At 51.9% G+C, this 17,913-nt stretch carries 15 protein-coding genes; all 15 read right to left on the minus strand.

Annotated features, from left to right (window positions below; translation table 11 throughout):
* Positions 1-88 precede the first annotated feature (88 nt).
* Entirely contained in the window at positions 89-562 is a 474-nt protein-coding gene (locus tag Q3F21_RS05840) for a hypothetical protein (RefSeq protein WP_340250527.1), read from the minus strand.
* An 84-nt stretch (positions 563-646) separates the two neighbouring features.
* Positions 647-1,138, minus strand: coding sequence for a YajQ family cyclic di-GMP-binding protein (locus tag Q3F21_RS05845; RefSeq protein WP_340250528.1), 492 nt, complete (start codon positions 1,136-1,138; stop codon positions 647-649).
* Positions 1,139-1,179: 41 nt separating this feature from the next.
* Entirely contained in the window at positions 1,180-1,968 is a 789-nt protein-coding gene (locus Q3F21_RS05850) for an SDR family oxidoreductase (protein ID WP_340250529.1), read from the minus strand.
* A gap of 163 nt (positions 1,969-2,131) precedes the next feature.
* Positions 2,132-5,221, minus strand: a complete 3,090-nt coding sequence (locus tag Q3F21_RS05855; protein WP_340250530.1) for an efflux RND transporter permease subunit — start codon at positions 5,219-5,221, stop codon at positions 2,132-2,134.
* A 2-nt stretch (positions 5,222-5,223) separates the two neighbouring features.
* Positions 5,224-6,447, minus strand: coding sequence for an efflux RND transporter periplasmic adaptor subunit (locus tag Q3F21_RS05860; RefSeq protein WP_340250531.1), 1,224 nt, complete (start codon positions 6,445-6,447; stop codon positions 5,224-5,226).
* A 284-nt stretch (positions 6,448-6,731) separates the two neighbouring features.
* On the minus strand, positions 6,732-8,543 hold the full coding sequence (pepF, locus tag Q3F21_RS05865) for an oligoendopeptidase F (RefSeq protein WP_340250532.1): 1,812 nt from the start codon (positions 8,541-8,543) through the stop codon (positions 6,732-6,734).
* A 121-nt stretch (positions 8,544-8,664) separates the two neighbouring features.
* Positions 8,665-9,954, minus strand: coding sequence for a UDP-glucose dehydrogenase family protein (locus tag Q3F21_RS05870; protein WP_340250533.1), 1,290 nt, complete (start codon positions 9,952-9,954; stop codon positions 8,665-8,667).
* 9 nt (positions 9,955-9,963) lie between these two features.
* The gene (locus Q3F21_RS05875) at positions 9,964-11,040 is read right to left on the minus strand and encodes a glycosyltransferase (RefSeq protein ID WP_340250534.1); all 1,077 of its coding nucleotides are present in this window, start codon (positions 11,038-11,040) and stop codon (positions 9,964-9,966) included.
* A 15-nt stretch (positions 11,041-11,055) separates the two neighbouring features.
* Positions 11,056-12,006 carry an NAD-dependent epimerase/dehydratase family protein gene (locus tag Q3F21_RS05880; RefSeq protein WP_340250535.1) on the minus strand — a complete coding sequence of 317 codons (951 nt, stop codon included), beginning with the start codon at positions 12,004-12,006 and terminating at the stop codon, positions 11,056-11,058.
* Positions 12,003-12,824: a glycosyltransferase family 2 protein gene (locus Q3F21_RS05885; RefSeq protein WP_340250536.1), complete on the minus strand. Its 822-nt coding sequence runs from the start codon at positions 12,822-12,824 to the stop codon at positions 12,003-12,005. Before Q3F21_RS05885 ends, Q3F21_RS05880 begins: the two co-directional genes overlap by 4 nt.
* Positions 12,821-13,867 carry a glucose-1-phosphate thymidylyltransferase gene (locus Q3F21_RS05890; RefSeq protein ID WP_340250537.1) on the minus strand — a complete coding sequence of 349 codons (1,047 nt, stop codon included), beginning with the start codon at positions 13,865-13,867 and terminating at the stop codon, positions 12,821-12,823. The genes Q3F21_RS05885 and Q3F21_RS05890 overlap by 4 nt, the downstream gene beginning before the upstream one ends.
* A gap of 124 nt (positions 13,868-13,991) precedes the next feature.
* The gene (locus tag Q3F21_RS05895; protein WP_340250539.1) at positions 13,992-15,170 is read right to left on the minus strand and encodes a glycosyltransferase family 4 protein; all 1,179 of its coding nucleotides are present in this window, start codon (positions 15,168-15,170) and stop codon (positions 13,992-13,994) included.
* Positions 15,151-15,474: a hypothetical protein gene (locus Q3F21_RS05900; RefSeq protein ID WP_340250540.1), complete on the minus strand. Its 324-nt coding sequence runs from the start codon at positions 15,472-15,474 to the stop codon at positions 15,151-15,153. The genes Q3F21_RS05895 and Q3F21_RS05900 overlap by 20 nt, the downstream gene beginning before the upstream one ends.
* A gap of 145 nt (positions 15,475-15,619) precedes the next feature.
* Positions 15,620-16,315, minus strand: coding sequence for a DnaD domain-containing protein (locus tag Q3F21_RS05905; RefSeq protein ID WP_340250541.1), 696 nt, complete (start codon positions 16,313-16,315; stop codon positions 15,620-15,622).
* A 108-nt stretch (positions 16,316-16,423) separates the two neighbouring features.
* A complete protein-coding gene (gene asnS, locus Q3F21_RS05910) occupies positions 16,424-17,713 on the minus strand; it encodes an asparagine--tRNA ligase (protein WP_340250542.1) in 1,290 nt (429 codons plus the stop codon).
* Between the last annotated feature and the right edge of the window lie 200 nt (positions 17,714-17,913).

Below are 17,913 nucleotides of genomic sequence, written 5' to 3' on the forward strand. Positions count from 1 at the left end.
CTGTATCATTTTTCATTTGATTCGCTCTCCTCTCAGCTTATTCCTTCTCAGGCGCAAAAAGAAAAGCGTCCCCTGGCGGAACGCTCCCTCATTTGACCTCGATTGTTTTTACGGCTTCGATCTTGTAAGGCAAGTGATTGCTGTAATTCAGCTCAACCCGCAGCTCGTGCTTTCCTTTGGGGAGCTTTTTCAGAATGAATTCCGGCTCATAAATCATTCCCTTGGCTTCTCCGTTCAGATAGAGGTGAGCATGACCTTGACCATAGACTGCCTGCGGCTCCAGCTCCCCTTTATCATTCACAAATTGGAAGTTTTGCGTCAGGAGCGAGACTTCCGCTGTGTTGCCCTCTACCTGGATATCCAGATTGAGCGATGGCTTTTCTGTTCCTGCAGGCTGAGTCATGGGCATGACGGAAGCAGGGACACCAGGATCTTGCAGCCTGTAGGAGTCCGAAACATTCAGCGGGTCCTTCACCAACAGTACAATGCCGGCAACCAGTACGATCAAAAATACAATGCCGCCCAAAATCAGGTTTCGCAAACTGACGATAACGACCTTCATATTCTACTCTCCCTTTCGCAAATGCTTGTCACCACCAATTAGTACATGCATACGCAGAAAGAAAGAGAGATAGAAGCGAAACTTTTAGCGGTAATTAATAAATTGCACCTCAATCGGCAGATCGGCTTTCCGAATCGCGGCGATCACCAGTTGAAGCTCGTCCTTGCTTTTTCCGATGACGCGGACCTGGTCATCCTGAATCTGGGACTTGACCTTTACGCCCGTTTCTTTGATAATGGTCGCGATTTTCTTGGCATTGTCCTTATCGATGCCCTGCACAAGCCTGACACGCTGGCGAACCGTCCCCCCTGCAGCCGGTTCCATTTTTCCGTACTGAAGATTTTTCACCGGTACACTTCGCTTCACCAGCTTACCGATGAGAATATCCTTGACTTGGCCGAGCTTGAACTCGTCGTCAGAGAGTAGGACGATCTCTTCTTTCTCCAAGCTGATTCTGCTTTTGCTTCCTTTAAAATCGAAACGCGTTTCGATTTCCTTCACCGCGATATTGATCGCATTCGTCACTTCTGTCAGATCTACTTTGGAAACAATATCAAAAGAGCTCTCTTTGCTCATCAGGATCCTCCTCTTTCATGATTCCCCAAACGAAATGCCTGTCAAATCGCTTTTACCAAGCCCCCATCGACGAGGAACGCCTGTCCGGTCACATAGCTGTTGGCGGGGGAAGCGAGGAACGCGGCCATCCGCGCGAATTCATCCGGTTCGCCGTAGCGGCCCAGCGGAATCATCGCTTCCATGCTCTTTTTTACGTCTTCCACGTCGATTTGCAGCGACTCCGCTCGCAGCTTATCCAGGGAAGCGACCCGATCGGTGGCAATTCGACCAGGGCCGATCGTATTGATGAGAATGCCGTCCGGCCCGAGCTCGGCGGCCAAGCTTTTGGACAACCCAAGGACACCTGTACGGAATGTGTTGGACAAAATCAAATTCTCCAACGGCTGTTTAAACGAGGATGAGGCGAAATTGACGATCCTTCCGAATTGCTGCCGGCGCATATGCGGCAAAACGGCTCTGATGGCGCGAACAAAGCTGAGCAGGTTCAATTCAAAGGCCGCTTGCCAATGCTCATCGCTCACTTGATCAAACGTTCCGGAGACAGGTCCGCCTGCGTTGTTGATCAATATGTCCACCGTTCCAAAGCGAGCCACTGTCTCGTCTACCAAGCGCTTGATATCTTCGGGCTTGGTTACATCTGCCGCGATCGCCAGCGCTTCTATTCCGGTTGCCTTTCGAATTTCTTCTTTTGCAGCAGACAGCGCCGCTTCGTCCCGTCCGCAGACAGTGACATTGGCGCCTTCCGCGGCAAAACACAGCGCCGTGGCTTTGCCCAAGCCTTTCGTAGAAGCCAACACGATGGCTGTTTTTCCTTTCAAATGCAAATCCATCTACTCTCTCCCCTTCCAGCTTCAATTGGCATGCTGCCTTTTTCTTTCCTTATTCTACAGAAATATCTGACAAAATCCTAGTACGCGAAGGGAGGGAACTGTACATCCAGATAGCAAAAGAAGCGAAGGATTTCTCCCCGCTTCTTTTGTTGATCAAGAAAACTTACATGTCTGACGGCTGAATCTCCGCCTTTGCCAGGCGTTTGGCCAGCCGCTTCGCTTCACGGGTCTGTTTGCGTGCCAGTCGCCGCGCTTTTGCGTTTTCAAACAGGGAATAGAGCACCGGTACCAGCACAAGTGTCACGATCGTATGAAAGACCAACCCGGAAATAACCGCCGTGGCGAGCGGAGCCTCCAGATCGGAGCCCTCTGCGACAGCAAGCCCCATGGGCAGCATTCCTAAAATCGCTGTCAGCTTGGTCATGATGACTGGACGCACCCTGTCTTTTGTCCCTTGAACAATCGCTTCGCCCAATTCCATTCCCCGGTCGCGAAGCAGGTTGATCCGGTCAATGAGCAGGATGGCGTTGGAAACCACGATACCGACCAGCATGATCATGCCGATCATCGCCATCTCGCCAAAGATGCGCTGGGTCAAGACGAACCCAAGCACCACACCTACTAAAGCCATTGGAATGGTCAACATAATGATTAACGGTTGAGACATGCGGCCGAACTGGGCAACCATGATCACGTAAATCAACGCGACAACACCGAGGAAGACGAAGATACCCTGGGTCATCGTAGAGCTTTGTTCCTTGAGTTTACCGGCAATCTCCACTTGATACCCAGCAGGAACGGCAAGCTGCGGGAGCTTTTCGTTGACGAGCCGGCCAACTGTACCCAGGTCGCTGCCCAAAAGCTCTGCGGAGACAGTGACGATCCGTTCGCCCTTTTCATGGGTGATGGTGACTGGAGATTTGCTGTACCGCCATTCTACCAGATCGCCCAAAGGCACCTGGGCGCCTGTTTTGGACGTAATCATGATTTGATGGAGCTGCTCCGGATGCTTTAGCCAGCCCTCCGGCATTTTTGCCACGACATTTACTTCAATGCCATCTGTCGTAATTGTCGTCACCTGCTGGTCTCCGATCAACATGCTGATCTGCTGCAGAAGCGAGCGGTGATCGACCTGCATGCGAGCCAACGCCTCCTGCTTCGGAAGCAGGGTGACTTTTTCTTTGCCTTCCTTAAAGTCATTGCGGATATTGGAGAGGCCTGGTATTGTGGCAAGCATCCCTTCCACTTCGCCGGCGATTTGACGCATCTTCTCCATATCTTCGCCGGTAATATCGAGCTGTACCGGGGCATCTCCTCCTTGGCTGCCAAACGAGGTGGTGATGCGCTCGATTCCCGGAATCGCTTGAAGACGCTGATTAAGCTCCAGAGTCAGCTCGTCTTTCCCATGCTGCCTCTCTTTTTTTCCCTTCAGCATCAAGAACAGCTCTGCCTGTTCTTTTCCGGCGAAAAAGAAGACATCCTTTATGTCCGGCAGCTCGCGAAGCGAATTTTCGGCATCTAGAGCGGCCCGCTGGGTATTCTCCAGCGTCGAGCCTGTCGGCATGGTGATCGTAGCAAACACCATATTTTCATTCGCGTTAATGCCTTGGCCCATCTTCATAAACGGCATAAGGAAAAAGGAGCCGACGAAAAGAGACACCGCAAGCATAATCGTCATGATTCGATGACGCAGCGCTTTTTTTAACAGATTGGTAAACGCTTTGACAATGAAGTGCTCTTTGCCTTCTCCATCTCCTTCCAAAGAGACCTTTTTGTCGTTCTTCAGAAACCGGTCGGAGAAGACGGGAACGAAGAAAAACGCGGCCAATGTCGAAGCTGTGATCGCGGCCGTGACCGTAAACGCGATCGCACCCAAAATCGGCTTCAGCCAGCTTTCAAAATCCGCCAGCACGAGCGGCAGAAAGACCACAATTATCGTAAGCTGGGAGGTAAACACGGGAGTCATAACCTCGCGGGTCCCTTTTACAATCGCCTGGGTAATCGGCTCCCCTTTTTCCCGAAACTGATAAATCGATTCCAGAACCACGATCGCGGCGTCTACGATTAAGCCTACTGACAGGCTGAGGGACAGCAGGCTGATCATGTCGATGTTGTAGCCGCCCGCCTTCATCGCGATAAATGTCATCATCGCCGACAAGGGCAAGGTGGTGGCGATCACCAATGTCACCCGCCAATTGCGCAGAAATACGAGCAAGATCAAAATCGCGAGTGCGCCGCCGATGATGACGTCGCGGCTCAAGTTGGAGACGGCGTGGTCGATATAGGAGACGGCCTCGATCATCACCTTCAATTGATATTTCCCGTTCGCCTCGGCGTTGATCTGTTTGACGACCTCTTCCACTTTTGCCTGCGTGGAAATCAAGTCGCTGCCCGCTGAACGTTTGACGCTGAGGCTTACGAATACCTGTCCATCAGTCAAGGCAACGGAGTCTTTGACTTTTCCCCGCATGTCATCAATTGTCGCCAATTGATCGAGCGTAACCGTTCCTTTGGGAGTATCGATCGCAAGCTGGCTCAATTCCTGGGCTGTCGCGTACGAGTTGTCGATCATCACGACCGTATCAAACCCGGTATTTTCGAGAGTTCCCACCGCTTGCTTCCAGTTTGTCGCCTGGAGCTGCTCGATCACCCCCGACGGAGTAGCATGATAGGCAGCCAGGCGCTCCGGTCGCAGCGTAATCGAAATCTTGTTCTCAAAGCTTCGGTCGGATATTTCTACTTCCTTTACACCGGGAACATCTTCGATCCGGTCTTTGATAGACGTTTTTGCCAAACTGAGCATCGCCTTTGGCTCTGCTCCGACCATGGCGTATTCAATCAGCATCTCGTCACCTAAGTTGTCTTGCACCACATTGACTGTATCGATGCTTTTGGGAAAATTATTGCGCAGCCTGTTAACGGCGTTCTGAACGTCCTGCTTGACGCGTTCTCCTTCTCCTTCCTCGGCGGTGACTCTGATTCTGACGGAGCCCGTGCCGGTCGTCGAGGAGTACTCTTTAATGCCTGCCATTGACTTGATTTCCTGCTCGACTTTCTTGGTGATCTTTTCCTCCATTTCTTCAGGAGGCAGCGAGCCGCCGGAAATCTGGACGGAGATCTGCGGCAAATTGGTTTTTGGCACGAGCTCAATGTTAAAGCTAAGCAGCGCGCCGAGACCGGCAATGGTGATGAGAAAGGTGAACAGATAGACAATCAGCCGGCGTTTCAGCAAAAAGAGAATGATCTTTTCCATGCCTATTCCCCTTTCGCCTCCACTTTTTGCCCCTCAACATAAAACGTGATGCCGGAGCGCAAAAGCTGATCGCCTTCCTTGATACCCGAGAGCACCTCGATTTGATCCCCTACCATCTGCCCCGTTTTGACCGGCCGCTTGACAGTCAAGCCATCTTCAACAGCCATTACGTAATTTTCGGATTGAGCGACACCGACGCTTTCAAGCGGTACGAGAAAGCCGTTCAGGTTGCGGGGCAGCTCAACCGTTGCTACCATTCCGCCCTTCCATTGGCCCTGCGGATTGGGAACAGTTACCTCGACACGGTATTTTCCCGTCTGTTTATCGACGACTGGCGATACGAAGCTGATCGTGCCCTCGCTCTTCTTGCCGTCCTCGCCCACGACCTGGACCTTCGCTTGTTCCTGATACTGTCCGATGACGTCGTTGGTGACATCGAGCGTGACTTTCACATCAGACAAGTCTACGATTTGAATCACCTGATCGCCCGGGGACGCCAGCTCGCCGACCTGCTTGGAGACATCCACCACCATACCCGCGAAAGGCGCGACAATTTTCGTCTCGTTCAGCGTCTTCTTCGCCCGCTCCACTTGCCCTGCAGCCTGTTTGATGGAGGCATTGGCGACAGTCACGTCCTCCGGCAGTGCGCCGCGCAGAAGCTCTTCCAAAGCAAGCTTGTCGTTCTCCAGTTGGATCTGTGCCTGGTCTTTTTGCCGTCGGCGATCGTCAAGCTCGCTTTGGGAAATCGCTCCTCCCGCAAACAGCTTTTCTCCGAGGACGACATCCTGGTTAGCCTTGTCAAAATCCTGTTGGGAGCTTTGGACTTGCAGCCGGTGTTTCTGAATGGATTCTTCAGATGCACCTTTCAGTGTTTTCACCTTGCGGGCTGTTGCCTCTTCCACCTGGCCTGCTGCGGCTTCCACTTCCTTCTGGTAATAGCGTGTATCGAGGCTGGCCAGCAGCTGTCCTTGCGATACCTTGCTCCCCTTTGCCACAGACAGCGAAGAAACCGTCCCGGAAGTGCCAAATTGCAGGATCGCTTCCCGTTTGGCCTCCACCAGCCCCGTCGTCGTCAACAGCACGGGATCGCCTGACTTGTTTACTGTGAATACTTCCACCACTTTTGCTTTTGTCTCTTGCTGTGCTGCCGGCTCGGAAGCTCCCGGCCCGCACCCGGCTGTCGTTAGAACAACGAGGGCCAGTAGAATGGATGCGCGTTTCTTCACGAAAATTCCTCCATATCGTAACAATCATTTCCAAAGGTATTGTGCCAGTTTTTCCATCCTTTTCAAAACAGCCAGCGGATGGAACTTCGTCTCCGCCTTGAGACGGATGGCCCCATTCTCCTTCTTTCCTCTAGTCATTACGGAATAGATCCTTGAATAATTACCTCAATGATCCAAAAATGTGTCAAATCTGTGTCACTTCGTGTTTCGAAATAAAAAAACCAGGGCGAAATTGAAATTCCCTGGCTTTTTCGTGTCTATACGGTTCGATTGCAAATAGCGTTTTATGCCTGCCCGATCAGCTTTTCCATCTCCGCCAGTCTGTCCGCGAACACCGCCAACGCTTCACGAATCGGTTCTGGAGAAGCCATGTCCACGCCGGCTTTCTTCAACAATTCCAGCGGATAGTCGGAGCTTCCGCTCTTGAGGAATTGCAGATAGCGCTCCACGGCTGGCTGTCCCTCCTCGAGAATTTGCTTGGCGAGGGAAGTCGCTGCCGAGAACCCCGTAGCATACTTGTAAACATAGAAATTGCGATAGAAGTGCGGGATTCTCGCCCACTCCAGATCGATTTCTTTGTCTACAACCATCTCCGGGCCGTGGTAAGCGACATTCAGCTCTCTGTACATGTCGCTCAAGCTGTCTGCGGTGAGCGGTTCTTCCTGTTCTGTCTTGGCATGGACGAGCTTTTCAAATTCGGCAAACATCGTCTGACGGAACACAGTCCCGCGGAACTGCTCCAGGTAGTAGTTGAGCAAATACATCCGCTGCTGCTTGTCGGTCGTCGTTTCCAGGAGATGATCCATGAGCAAGGCTTCATTCAGCGTGGAAGCCACTTCTGCGACAAAAATCTTGTAGTCCGCATAGGTGTACGGCTGTTCCTTATGGGAATAGTAGCTGTGCAGGGCATGCCCCATTTCGTGGGCCAGCGTGAACATGTTGTTGACATTGTCCTGGTAGTTCATCAGGACGTAAGGGTGAGATGTGTACGCCCCCCAGGAGTATGCGCCGCTCGTCTTTCCTTCGTTCTCGTAGACGTCGATCCAGCCGTTTGAAAAGCCTTCGGCCAGCACGCTGCCGTACTCGTCGCCAAGCGGCTTCAACGCTGTCTTGATCGTCTCTACGGCCTGGTCGTACGGTATTTTCATGTCCACTTCAGGGACGATCGGGACATACAGATCGTACATGTGCAGCTCATCGACGGCCAGCATTTTCTTTCTCAGCGCGATGTAGCGATGCATGAGCGGGAGATGCTCGCGAATCGTAGCAATCAGATTGTCGTAGACGGACAGATCGACGTTGTCCGCAAACAGGGCGGAGTAGATTGCCGACGGGTACTTGCGCGTGCGGGCGTAAAACACGTCAGCCTTGACTGCGGATGTGAGAGAGGCGGCGATTGTATTGCGATGCTTTCCGTAGGTGGCATAGAGAGCCTCAAATGCTTCGCGGCGAACGCGGCGGTCCTTGCTTTCCATAAAATGGACATAGCGGCCTTTGGTCAGCTCGACCTCTTCCCCGTTTTCGTCCGTAATCATCGGGAATTTGATGTCCGCATTGTTCAGCATGCCAAAAATTTTGGAAGGCGCGGAAGCCAGCTCGCTTACATTGGCCAGGATCGCCTCTTCCTCCGCTGAGAGCGTGTGCGGTTTGAAGCGGGTGATTTCCTCCAGAAGAATCCGGTAATGCGCAAGACCTGCAACTTCTTTCAGCCATTTTTCCAGCTCTTCTTGCGGAATGCCCAATATCTCCGGCTGTATGTATGAAATGGAGCCATAAACTTGTGTGCTGAGTGTCGTCGCCCGATCCGTGAGTGCCTGGTAGGTGCTGTTTGCGTTGTCTTCGTCGCGGCGCATCCGGGCGTAGACGTACACCTGGTCAAGCGTCTTCAGCAGCTCATCCTGCAAACGCAGCGTCTCCAGCAGCAGCTCTTCCGACTGAACCAGCTTGCCTTTTTTCGCAGCAATCTCCTCGGACAGCTGTTTTACGGTTTGCACATCCTTTTCCCAATCGCTGTCGCTTGCGTACATATCTTCTAAACGCCATTTGTATTCCGCAGGCACATCACTACGCTTTGGCAACGTTTTGGTTTTATTCAAGATCACTCACTCCTCGCATTCGTTTCGGTGGGAAAACAATCCATATACGTATCGTAGCGTATTCTTTCACCGGGTTCAAATCAATATACGAGCAAGAAGCCGACTTTCCATGGAGGAAAAGTCAGCTTCTGCCTACTCCCTGATAGGAAAAACCGTATTGCTTGACGAGATCCGACGACCAGGCGTTTCTGCCGTCAAACAGCACAGGCTGTGCCATTGCAGCTTTTGCTTTTTGCCAGTCGAGGTTCACGCATTCCTTCCATTCGGTAGCGAGCAGTGCCGCGTCTGCATCCGTCAACGCATCGTAGATGTCGCGTGCATATTCGACCTGCGGATACAACTTTTTCACAGTCTCCGTGGAGATCGGGTCATACGCCGACACAATGGCCCCCTCTTGCAGTAGCTGGTGCAAAACAGCCAGTGACCTCGATTCGCGTATGTCGTCCGTATCCGGCTTGAAAGCAAGGCCCAGAACGGCTACTCGCTTTCCTCGCAAGCCCGACAACCGCTCGGAAATAAGCTGAACGCACCATGCCGGCTGCGTGCGATTCACTTCTCTGACCTGTTCGAGGATATTCAATGCCACTCCATGCTGTTTGCCGACATGCAGGAGAGCAATGGTGTCTTTCGGAAAGCATGATCCGCCATAACCGAGCCCGGCTCGTAAAAATTCAGGACCGATCCGGCTATCCAGCCCCATTCCGCGGGCGACCGTCTGTATGTTTGTGCCCAATACGGTGCTGAGACGCGCCAGTTCGTTCATGAAAGAGATTCTCGTCGCCAGAAACGCGTTGGACGCGTATTTGATCAGTTCGGCAGTTTGGCGGGTCGTCTTTACTACCGGAGCCGCAAAGCCCTTGTAAAGTTCATCCAGCAAGGAAAAAGCCTCGGGCGACTCTGCTCCGATGACGATGCGCGACGGGTTCAACGCATCCTGCAGGGCGCTTCCTTCACGCAAAAACTCCGGATTGGATATGACGTGAAGCTCCTTGCAGTCTCCGAGAAGCCCGGCCACGCGATCTCCTGTCCCCACCGGCACCGTGCTTTTGATCACGACTCCTCGTTTCGACGGTTTTCTTTTGTACGCCTCCCGCACTTCTTCTACCGCAGCAAACAGGTAGGCAAGATTTGCCGAACCGTCTTCCGCTTCCGGCGTCCCCACGCAAATAAACAAAATTTCCGCGTCCTTGGCTTCTCCGTTCAACGTATGGTCAAAACGAAGAAATCCCTGATCCATCATGGAACGCATGGCCTCTTCAAGCCCCGGCTCGTAGATGGGACAGATTCTTTGCTTTAGTTGCTTCACTTTTTCCTCGTCCACGTCAATACCAACGACCTGATGACCGTGCAAGGCAAGGGAAACAGCCGTGTTTAACCCGACATAACCCGTTCCCATTACGGCTACATTCATTCCTTCACCTCATCGTCTATTCAGCACGTCTACGTACAAATCTTCCAGCCGCACGCGCTGTTTTTGAATATCGTGATTGTTTTCCACCTTGGCTCTGGCTCTCGCTGCGACCGTCGGCCAATCTTCCATCCTCTTCAGTACGTGTTCGATCATGTTCGCCAGTCGGCCCGGAGACTTTTCCGGCACCAGATAACCCGTGACCTCATGCTCTACCAATTCGGGAATACCTGCGTGATAGGTTGAAATAACCGGGCGTCCGGTTGCCATTGCTTCCATCAGGACGTTGGGAATTCCCTCCTGATTGCCGTTTCTCGCTGTCTTGCACGCAATCACAAAGAGGTGACAGATTGCCAGTTCCCGCTGGACATCCCGGTGGGTCAGCGCTCCGCGAAGCTTGACACTTTCTCCCAAACGACGCTTTTTAATCATCCGCCGCAGCTTCTGCTTCTCTTCGCCGTCGCCGACAATCGTCAGCGTAGCGTTCGGAAATTGGCGCAGTACACGGGAAAACGCTTTGATCAGCGTATCCATGCCCTTTTTTTCTGTCAGACGGCCAACACTCAACAGGCGAAAGGCTCCATTCCTGACCGGATGCTGCGGCTGCATCGGGAATTTATTGAGGTCGATGCCGGAGCGAATCAACGTGATTTTGTGTTTCGGACAACCGAGCCGAACAAGCCGCTTTTTCATGTGGTTGCTGACAACGGTAAATGCCGTTCCTTTGCGAAACAACTTTTTTAACTTCCTGCGGTAGGAGCTGCTTTCCCTGACGCGCTTCGTCGCATCGAAGCCGTGAAAGGAGGTGATCAGCGGCAGTTTTGCCTTGCGAGCATAAGGGAGAAGCTCCACTCCAGCCGGACCGAACCGGGCGTGCAAGCAGCCGAACTTCTTTTTTTTCAGCCAGCCTGCAAGTCCATTGAACCGCTTGCGAACATATACGGGCGAGAAGGGAAACTGTTTCCGATTAAAATGCTTTTGCCGAGTCAATACAGCTGTCTGTACCCGCCTGTGTCCGATCAATTGTTCATAGATAAAGGTTTCGCTTTTCGGGAGAAACTTGCGGCGGTACACAAGAACCCGTTGCATGTCAACCCTCCCATATTACCCTTTCATCTGGGCACAAATGTCTTCCAGCTGCAGCCTCAGCCCCTCTTCCAGCTTCACCTGAGGGCGATACCCCAATTTGGCTTGGGCCAGTCGGATGTCAGCGCTTGTACGCAGGGAATCTCCGGCGATCGCAGGCAAATGTACGACAGCAGGGGCTCTTTTCGTCAATTTGCCCATCAGCTCCAGCACTTCCATCAGCTTGATTTCCCGGTCTCCCCCGATGTTGTACACGTCGCCGGGCCCCGCGTGTTTTGCCGCCAGCAAATTGGCCTCCACCGCATCTGCGACAAATGTAAAGTCGCGACTCTGAAGGCCGTCCCCGTAAACGGTTATCGGCTCCCCATGCAGCATTTGCTTGAAAAACCGGTGAAACGCCATGTCCGGCCGCTGTCTTGGGCCGTAGACGGTAAAATATCTCAGCAGCACGACAGGAAGACTGTACGCCTCGACGTAAACGCGACAAATCTGCTCCATGGCTGCCTTGGTCACACCGTACGGGGAGATTGGTTGAATCGGCGATTGCTCGTCGGTCATTCCTTCCCGCATCGTCCCATAGACGGAGGAGGAGGAGGAAATGATCACCTTGGGAGCCGTTTTGAGCCGTGTACAGGCATCGAGCAATTCTTGGGTAGCCAGCACGTTGTGCGCAAGATAATCCGAAAATGCTTTGCCCCAGCTGGTGCGAACACCGGGAAGAGCAGCAAGGTGGAAGACGAGATCAACCCCATCCAGCCATTCCTCCCAGCGCTTTTCGGAAAGCAGTGCGGAGTGAAACGCAAACAGGGAATGTTGACCGATCAGCGAGAGATTGCGTAACTTGCAGGCTACATCATAATTGTCGATAAAACCGTCGACTCCGACGACTTGATGCCCCTCCTGCAGCAGGCGCTGAGTCAAATGAGACCCGATAAATCCAGCACAGCCCGTAATCAGCGCTTTACTCATCGCCGCCGTCTCCTTCCCTTTTTCTTCTTCAGTCGCTTTATAACCAAGTACCCGTTTTTATAGCTGTACACGGCCTTGTACTTGTTTCCCCAGCGTTTCAGATAATACCGGAACGTTTTTCGGCGCAGCTCGTTGCGTTTCCGCTTCATTTTGTTGTCTGTCAGCTGGCCGCGGTGCTTCGTCCGATTGTACAGCTTTTTATTGATCCATTTCACCCGATACCGCTCGATCAGGCGGAGGATAATCCTTCTGTCCTCCATGATTCTGCCTTCGTATTTGTCGGAGGTGTCCCAGCCTCCCACTTTCTTCAGGGCCGAAACGCGGTAACACCGCGGAGCCACCATCCAGTGGTTGTATTTGAGAAATTGGTATTTGGTTTTGAATTGCTTGTGTTTGACCAGAAAAGGATTGACGTACCTCCCCCTTCTCACCCGCCAAATCTTGACGTTACCGTAGAAAAGGGCGCACTTGTTCCTCTTGTCGCGCAAAATATGCTTTTTCAACGTTGCAAGCGAGCGTTTCGGGAGCCAGTCATCTGAATCAAGCTGAACGAGAAAAGGTGTGTCGACCATGGAGAGTGCTTTGTTCATCACTTTGGATATTCCGGAGTTCTCTTCCATGCAATAGTATTGGACGTTTGGATTGAACAGGTAGCGCTCCACCTTGTGTCTCGTTTTATCGGTCGACGCATCATCCATGATCAGCAGCTTCCAGTCCTTGCAGGTCTGCTTCATGACACTGGAAATAGCCTTTCGGATATACTTGGCGCGGTTGTAGGCAGGGATTACCACAGTAAATAACGGTGTTTGGTTGGTCATGTGCCGTCACCTCCCTTGGAGGGAAGCTGGATCGCGGATTTGTCGCTCAGAATGACCATGCCTGTTTTCTTATTGCAGCTCCCTTGGAGAAAAGAAGAGCGCCCGAAGACACTATCCTTCATTCTCCAATCCACATCGTGAATGGTGCTGTTCTCCAATAAAATACTGTTCTCGATATGGGCGCAATTCGATAAGCGAACACCATCTTGAATGGACACGTACGGTCCTAATCGGCAATTTTCAATATGACAACCATTTCCTATCAGAACCGGACCGACAATCTCGCAATTTTGTACGACACTGCCATCTCCTACTCCCAATGTTTCTCCCAACTCCCGGGTAAGCATCCACCGATTCGCCTCCAGCCAACGCTCTATCGTTCCTACGTCGGTGTATTTCCCGTTTGTCTTCGTATGCGCAATGAAATATCCATGATCAATCATCGTCTGGATCGCGTCCGTGATTTCGTATTCTCCCCGAGCGGACGGGCTCAGCGAGTCAACTGCCTCAAAGATCGGCTTCGTAAACAAATAAGCACCGATCACTGCGAGATTGCTTTTTGGCACGACAGGTTTTTCCACCACGGAGACAAGACGCCCCTCGTGTACCTCTGCGATCCCGTAGTCCTGCGGCTTATCTACCTCGCTCAGCATCACGACCCCGTCTGCACGATTGTCCTGGAATCTGCGAACGAGATTGTGCAAGGAATCCATAAGCAAGTTATCGCCTAGCAAAAGGATAAACGGTTCATCTTGGAGGAATGGCCTTGAAATATTCACTGCATGTGCAATCCCCAGTGGCGATTCCTGCTCAATATAGGTAATGGTAGCCCCAAATCGACTACCATCGCCCACGAATTCAGAAATCTGCACTTGGGAAGGGTGAATGACAATTCCGATGTCACGAACACCCACTTCAATCAGCTTGCGGATGCAGTAGAAGAGAACCGGTTGATTAGCCACAGGGAGGAGGGTTTTGGGTTGCGAATAGGAAAAAGGATGGAGTCTCGTACCACGTCCGGCGCATAAAATTAACCCTTTCACAAATATCACTCCCCAGTTGTGCTTCTAGCGATACTTATAAGGTATGCGTCCTGTCGAATCTGGACAGGGCAGAAGTCCACAACTGGGGCAGAAAAGGCGACCACCTATTTAAGTTTTTTCTTGATTATCCAGCCTTTTTGACGGCTGATGCGACTTTGGAGCGTTTGGCTGCTCCTTTTTCAAAAACTTGCAAATAGCCTTGCGCCGTTGCGTACCAGGAAAACTCCTTCGCCCGCACCAATGCCTGCTTGCCCATTTGATTGCGCAAATGGGGAATGTTCCACAGCGCATCCCATATTTTGGGCAGCTCCGATTGCCAGTTTTTGGGCGGGATGACGAACCCTGATTCCTCGTGCAAAACCACCTCGCCAATCCCCCCTCTCGGAGTCGTAATGACCGGCTTTCCGGAAGCCATCGCCTCCAGATTGACCCGGCAAAACGGCTCCTGCCAAACGGAAGGAGTCGCCACGACATCTCCGATCTGGTAGTACAGAGGCATCTCTTTGCTCGGGATGAAATTCACAAATTTCACCCGATCGCCCATCGGCTTCGCCAGCTGATGCAAGTGCCGGACATACGGATTCACCCGATTGCTGCCATAGCCGGTTCCGCCTACGATAATGAGCCTGGCCTTCGGATCCCGTTCGCTTATTTTCCGAAATGCCTGTAACAGCACGTGTACGCCCTTCGCCTTGATCAGTCTCCCTGCGTAGAACATGACCCGGTCATCGTGCCTCAGTCCCAGTTGCCGCCTCAGCTTTCGCACCCCGTAATGGATTTTCGCCACTTGATAAGGAGTTACGTCTACACCCAGATGAACAGCATGGACTTTATCAGGCGAAATCTGGTGCTTCTCGATAAAATGCCGACGCAAGTATTCGCTGTTCGTTATAAAACCGTCAGCAAGCCGTCCGATTTGTCTCATCTTTTCCGGACTGATGAACCATTTGGCTGCATACACATGAGAGTGCATGTTCACATAGATCGGTACCAACGGAAATCTTTTTCGCAAAGCAGGAACGAAATTGGGGCGATTTTCCACAAGAATCACGTCAGGGCTTCGCTTCTTCAGGTCCCCGATGATCCGCTTCAGATAAGGACCTGGTCCTTTATAGGGAATACGGACAATGTCCCTCCCCTCTTCAAAGCCGGATCGGGGGTAAGTCGGACACGTTCTCGTGTAGATGGTGACTTCATGCTCCGGGCCGAACATCTTGCTCACTTCATCGATATCATGCTCCACCGAGCTGCCTTTGACCGGCGGGACAGAAAACGGCCCGGGACTAATGATGGCGATTTTCATTTCGCTCCCGCTCCCACTCCTGTTTTAAAGAGAGTACGACCTGGTAGAGGTACTCGCGTTCCCGCTTCTGCTCCTCCTGCAAGGCTTTGAAGCGTTCCTCCCAGCGTGTAAGCTCCTCTTTGATAGCAGCCAATTCATGTTGAATCTCTGCCGACTGCTCCCGCCACAACGCCTCCACGACGGCCCGATGGTCTTCCTGTTTTTTCAATTGAACGCGTTCAACAGCCTCTTCCACCACGAATTCGCCAGAAAACACTCCCGGCATAATCCAATGCGTGTTTTCGCCTTTTTTTCGCTTTTCCATGTCACATAACCTCCAGACCAATCCGACATCAGATTCGCATGACCAAGCCAATATTTCCGACGGCTTTCGCTCTTTTTATCGTATGAACAAGACTTTGTTTAGGTACGTGTACAGGGGAAAAGAAAAACCGCTGCGAGGGATTCCCTCACAACGGTTGACGCTGATCGCTCACAGGCATATGGCGCCTGAAGCGGAGACTGTAGTGACGTGCTTCTTCTACACTCGTAATCTTCTGTTTTTGCCATTCCAACAGGATTCGGTCGATATAGCGGATATGCAGCTTACCGACGGTTGCCGCTTCCCGCAATGCCGTCAAAATCAATTCGTCCGTGTAGCCGTCCTTATTGGTCCAGATGTGGAGCATCTCTACCTCAAAAGGCGATAAGGGACGGCCAAACGCCTGCTCAAACCGGGTGTACAATCCTGTCTGCTCACCTTCCAGCGTACTGGCCTTTTCGGCAAAAGGCTCTACGACCGGATCAATCATCCGGGACACGCTGCGCTGCTCGCGCCAGCTTTGATAGAGCTTGCGGTACAAGGGCGTCAGGTTGTACAGTTCGTGACGCATTCCTGTCTCAGGATCGACGTACTCATCAATGCTGATCCATTCTTCCTTTAATAGCTTTTGCAATGTCTGGATCAGTCTGGTCGGCGACATGGACATCCGATCTTCCAGCTCCTGAATGGTCGGAAAGCGATTTCCCTCTTGCTGAAAGGATAATAAATGGATAATCAAAATCATTTCCTCATCAGATAGCGATGTCTGCTTGTACATTTTCAAAAGGAGATTGGAAATCGATGTGGCTCCCTCTTGCAAGATCTGTAATAGTTGTGATTCCATGAGACATTTTCACCTCATCGCCATAACTGGCGTGCTGTTCGCATTGGTTTTAAAAAACGGAAATACCCTGCCGCCCTCCGGCAGCAGGGTGTAAGATACTGGGAATGGTTACGGGTAGAGACGATAAAGCATGCGCGGGAACGGAATCGTTTCGCGGACGTGATCCAAACCGCAAATCCAAGCGATTGTGCGCTCCAGTCCCAGACCAAATCCGGAGTGAGGCACAGTACCGTATTTGCGCAGATCAAGATACCATTTATACGCTTCTTCCGAAAGCTGGTGTTCCTTGAATCGCTCTTCCAAAAGGACCGGATCGTCGATGCGCTGGCTACCGCCGATAATCTCTCCATATCCTTCCGGGGCGATCAAATCGGCACAGAGAACGACCTCTGGTCGATTCGGATCGGGCTTCATATAGAACGCTTTGATTTCTGTCGGATAGTGGGTAATGAAGACCGGCTTGTCGAAGTGCTCGGCAATCGCCGTCTCATCCGGTGCTCCGAAATCGTCGCCCCACTTGATCTCGCTTCCTTTTTCCTGAAGCATTTTGATCGCATCGTCATAAGAAATTCGCGGGAAAGGCCCGACAACATTTTGCAGCTTCGTCGTGTCGCGTTCCAGCGTCTTCAGCTCGCGCTGGCAATTCTTCAAGACTGACTGAGCGACGTGGGAAACAAACGCTTCCTGGATGCGGAGATTCTCCTCGTGGTCGACGAACGCCATCTCAGGCTCAATCATCCAAAACTCGATCAAATGGCGGCGCGTTTTGGATTTTTCCGCACGGAAGGTCGGTCCAAAGGAATACACCCGGCCGAGCGCCATTGCTACAGCTTCCATATACAGCTGCCCGGATTGGGAAAGGTAGGCATCCTCATCAAAGTACTTCGTGTGGAAGAGGTTTGTCGTTCCTTCCGCAGAGGTAGGGGTCAAAATGGGCGGATCCACCTTGTAGAATCCGTTTTGGTGAAAATATTCGTTCATCGCACGAATTACCTCGGAACGGATCGCCATTACCGCTCGCTGGCGAGGGCTTCTCAACCACAGGTGGCGGTGATCCATCAGGAAGTCAACCCCGTGCTCCTTCAAGGAAATCGGGTAATCGTGGGAGATTTGAATGAGTTCAATACCAGTCACAGTCAATTCGTAGCCACTCGGTGCGCGGTCATCGGCACGAACGATACCGTTTATGTACAAAGAGCTTTCTTGTGTCAATTGGGTTGCAGCTTCCCATACGTCTTCCGGTACTTCTGCTTTCACGACTACCCCTTGAACGAATCCGGATCCGTCTCGCAGCTGCAAAAACTGTATTTTTCCGCTGCTTCGCTTGTTAAAAAGCCAACAGCCCAAACGTACTTCTTGTCCCACATGCTGCCCCAACTGGGCAATGGTCGTCATCATCGGCTAGTTTCCCTCCATTTGCCATCAAAACACAAAATCCATACTACTTGATACCGAATCAATTATACTATCCACCGTAGCTGAATTCAATGAGAGTCTGAACGCAAAGGTTTACCGTAATTTTTTTATGGTAACAAAATTCACTTTCATCCATGCAAAGCGAAAGGCCTTGCTCCGCTGAGAGAGAAGGCCTTTGCACA

Origin of the sequence: Brevibacillus borstelensis, assembly GCF_037834415.1 — a bacterium.
GTDB classification, from domain to species: Bacteria; Bacillota; Bacilli; order Brevibacillales; family Brevibacillaceae; genus Brevibacillus; species Brevibacillus borstelensis_A.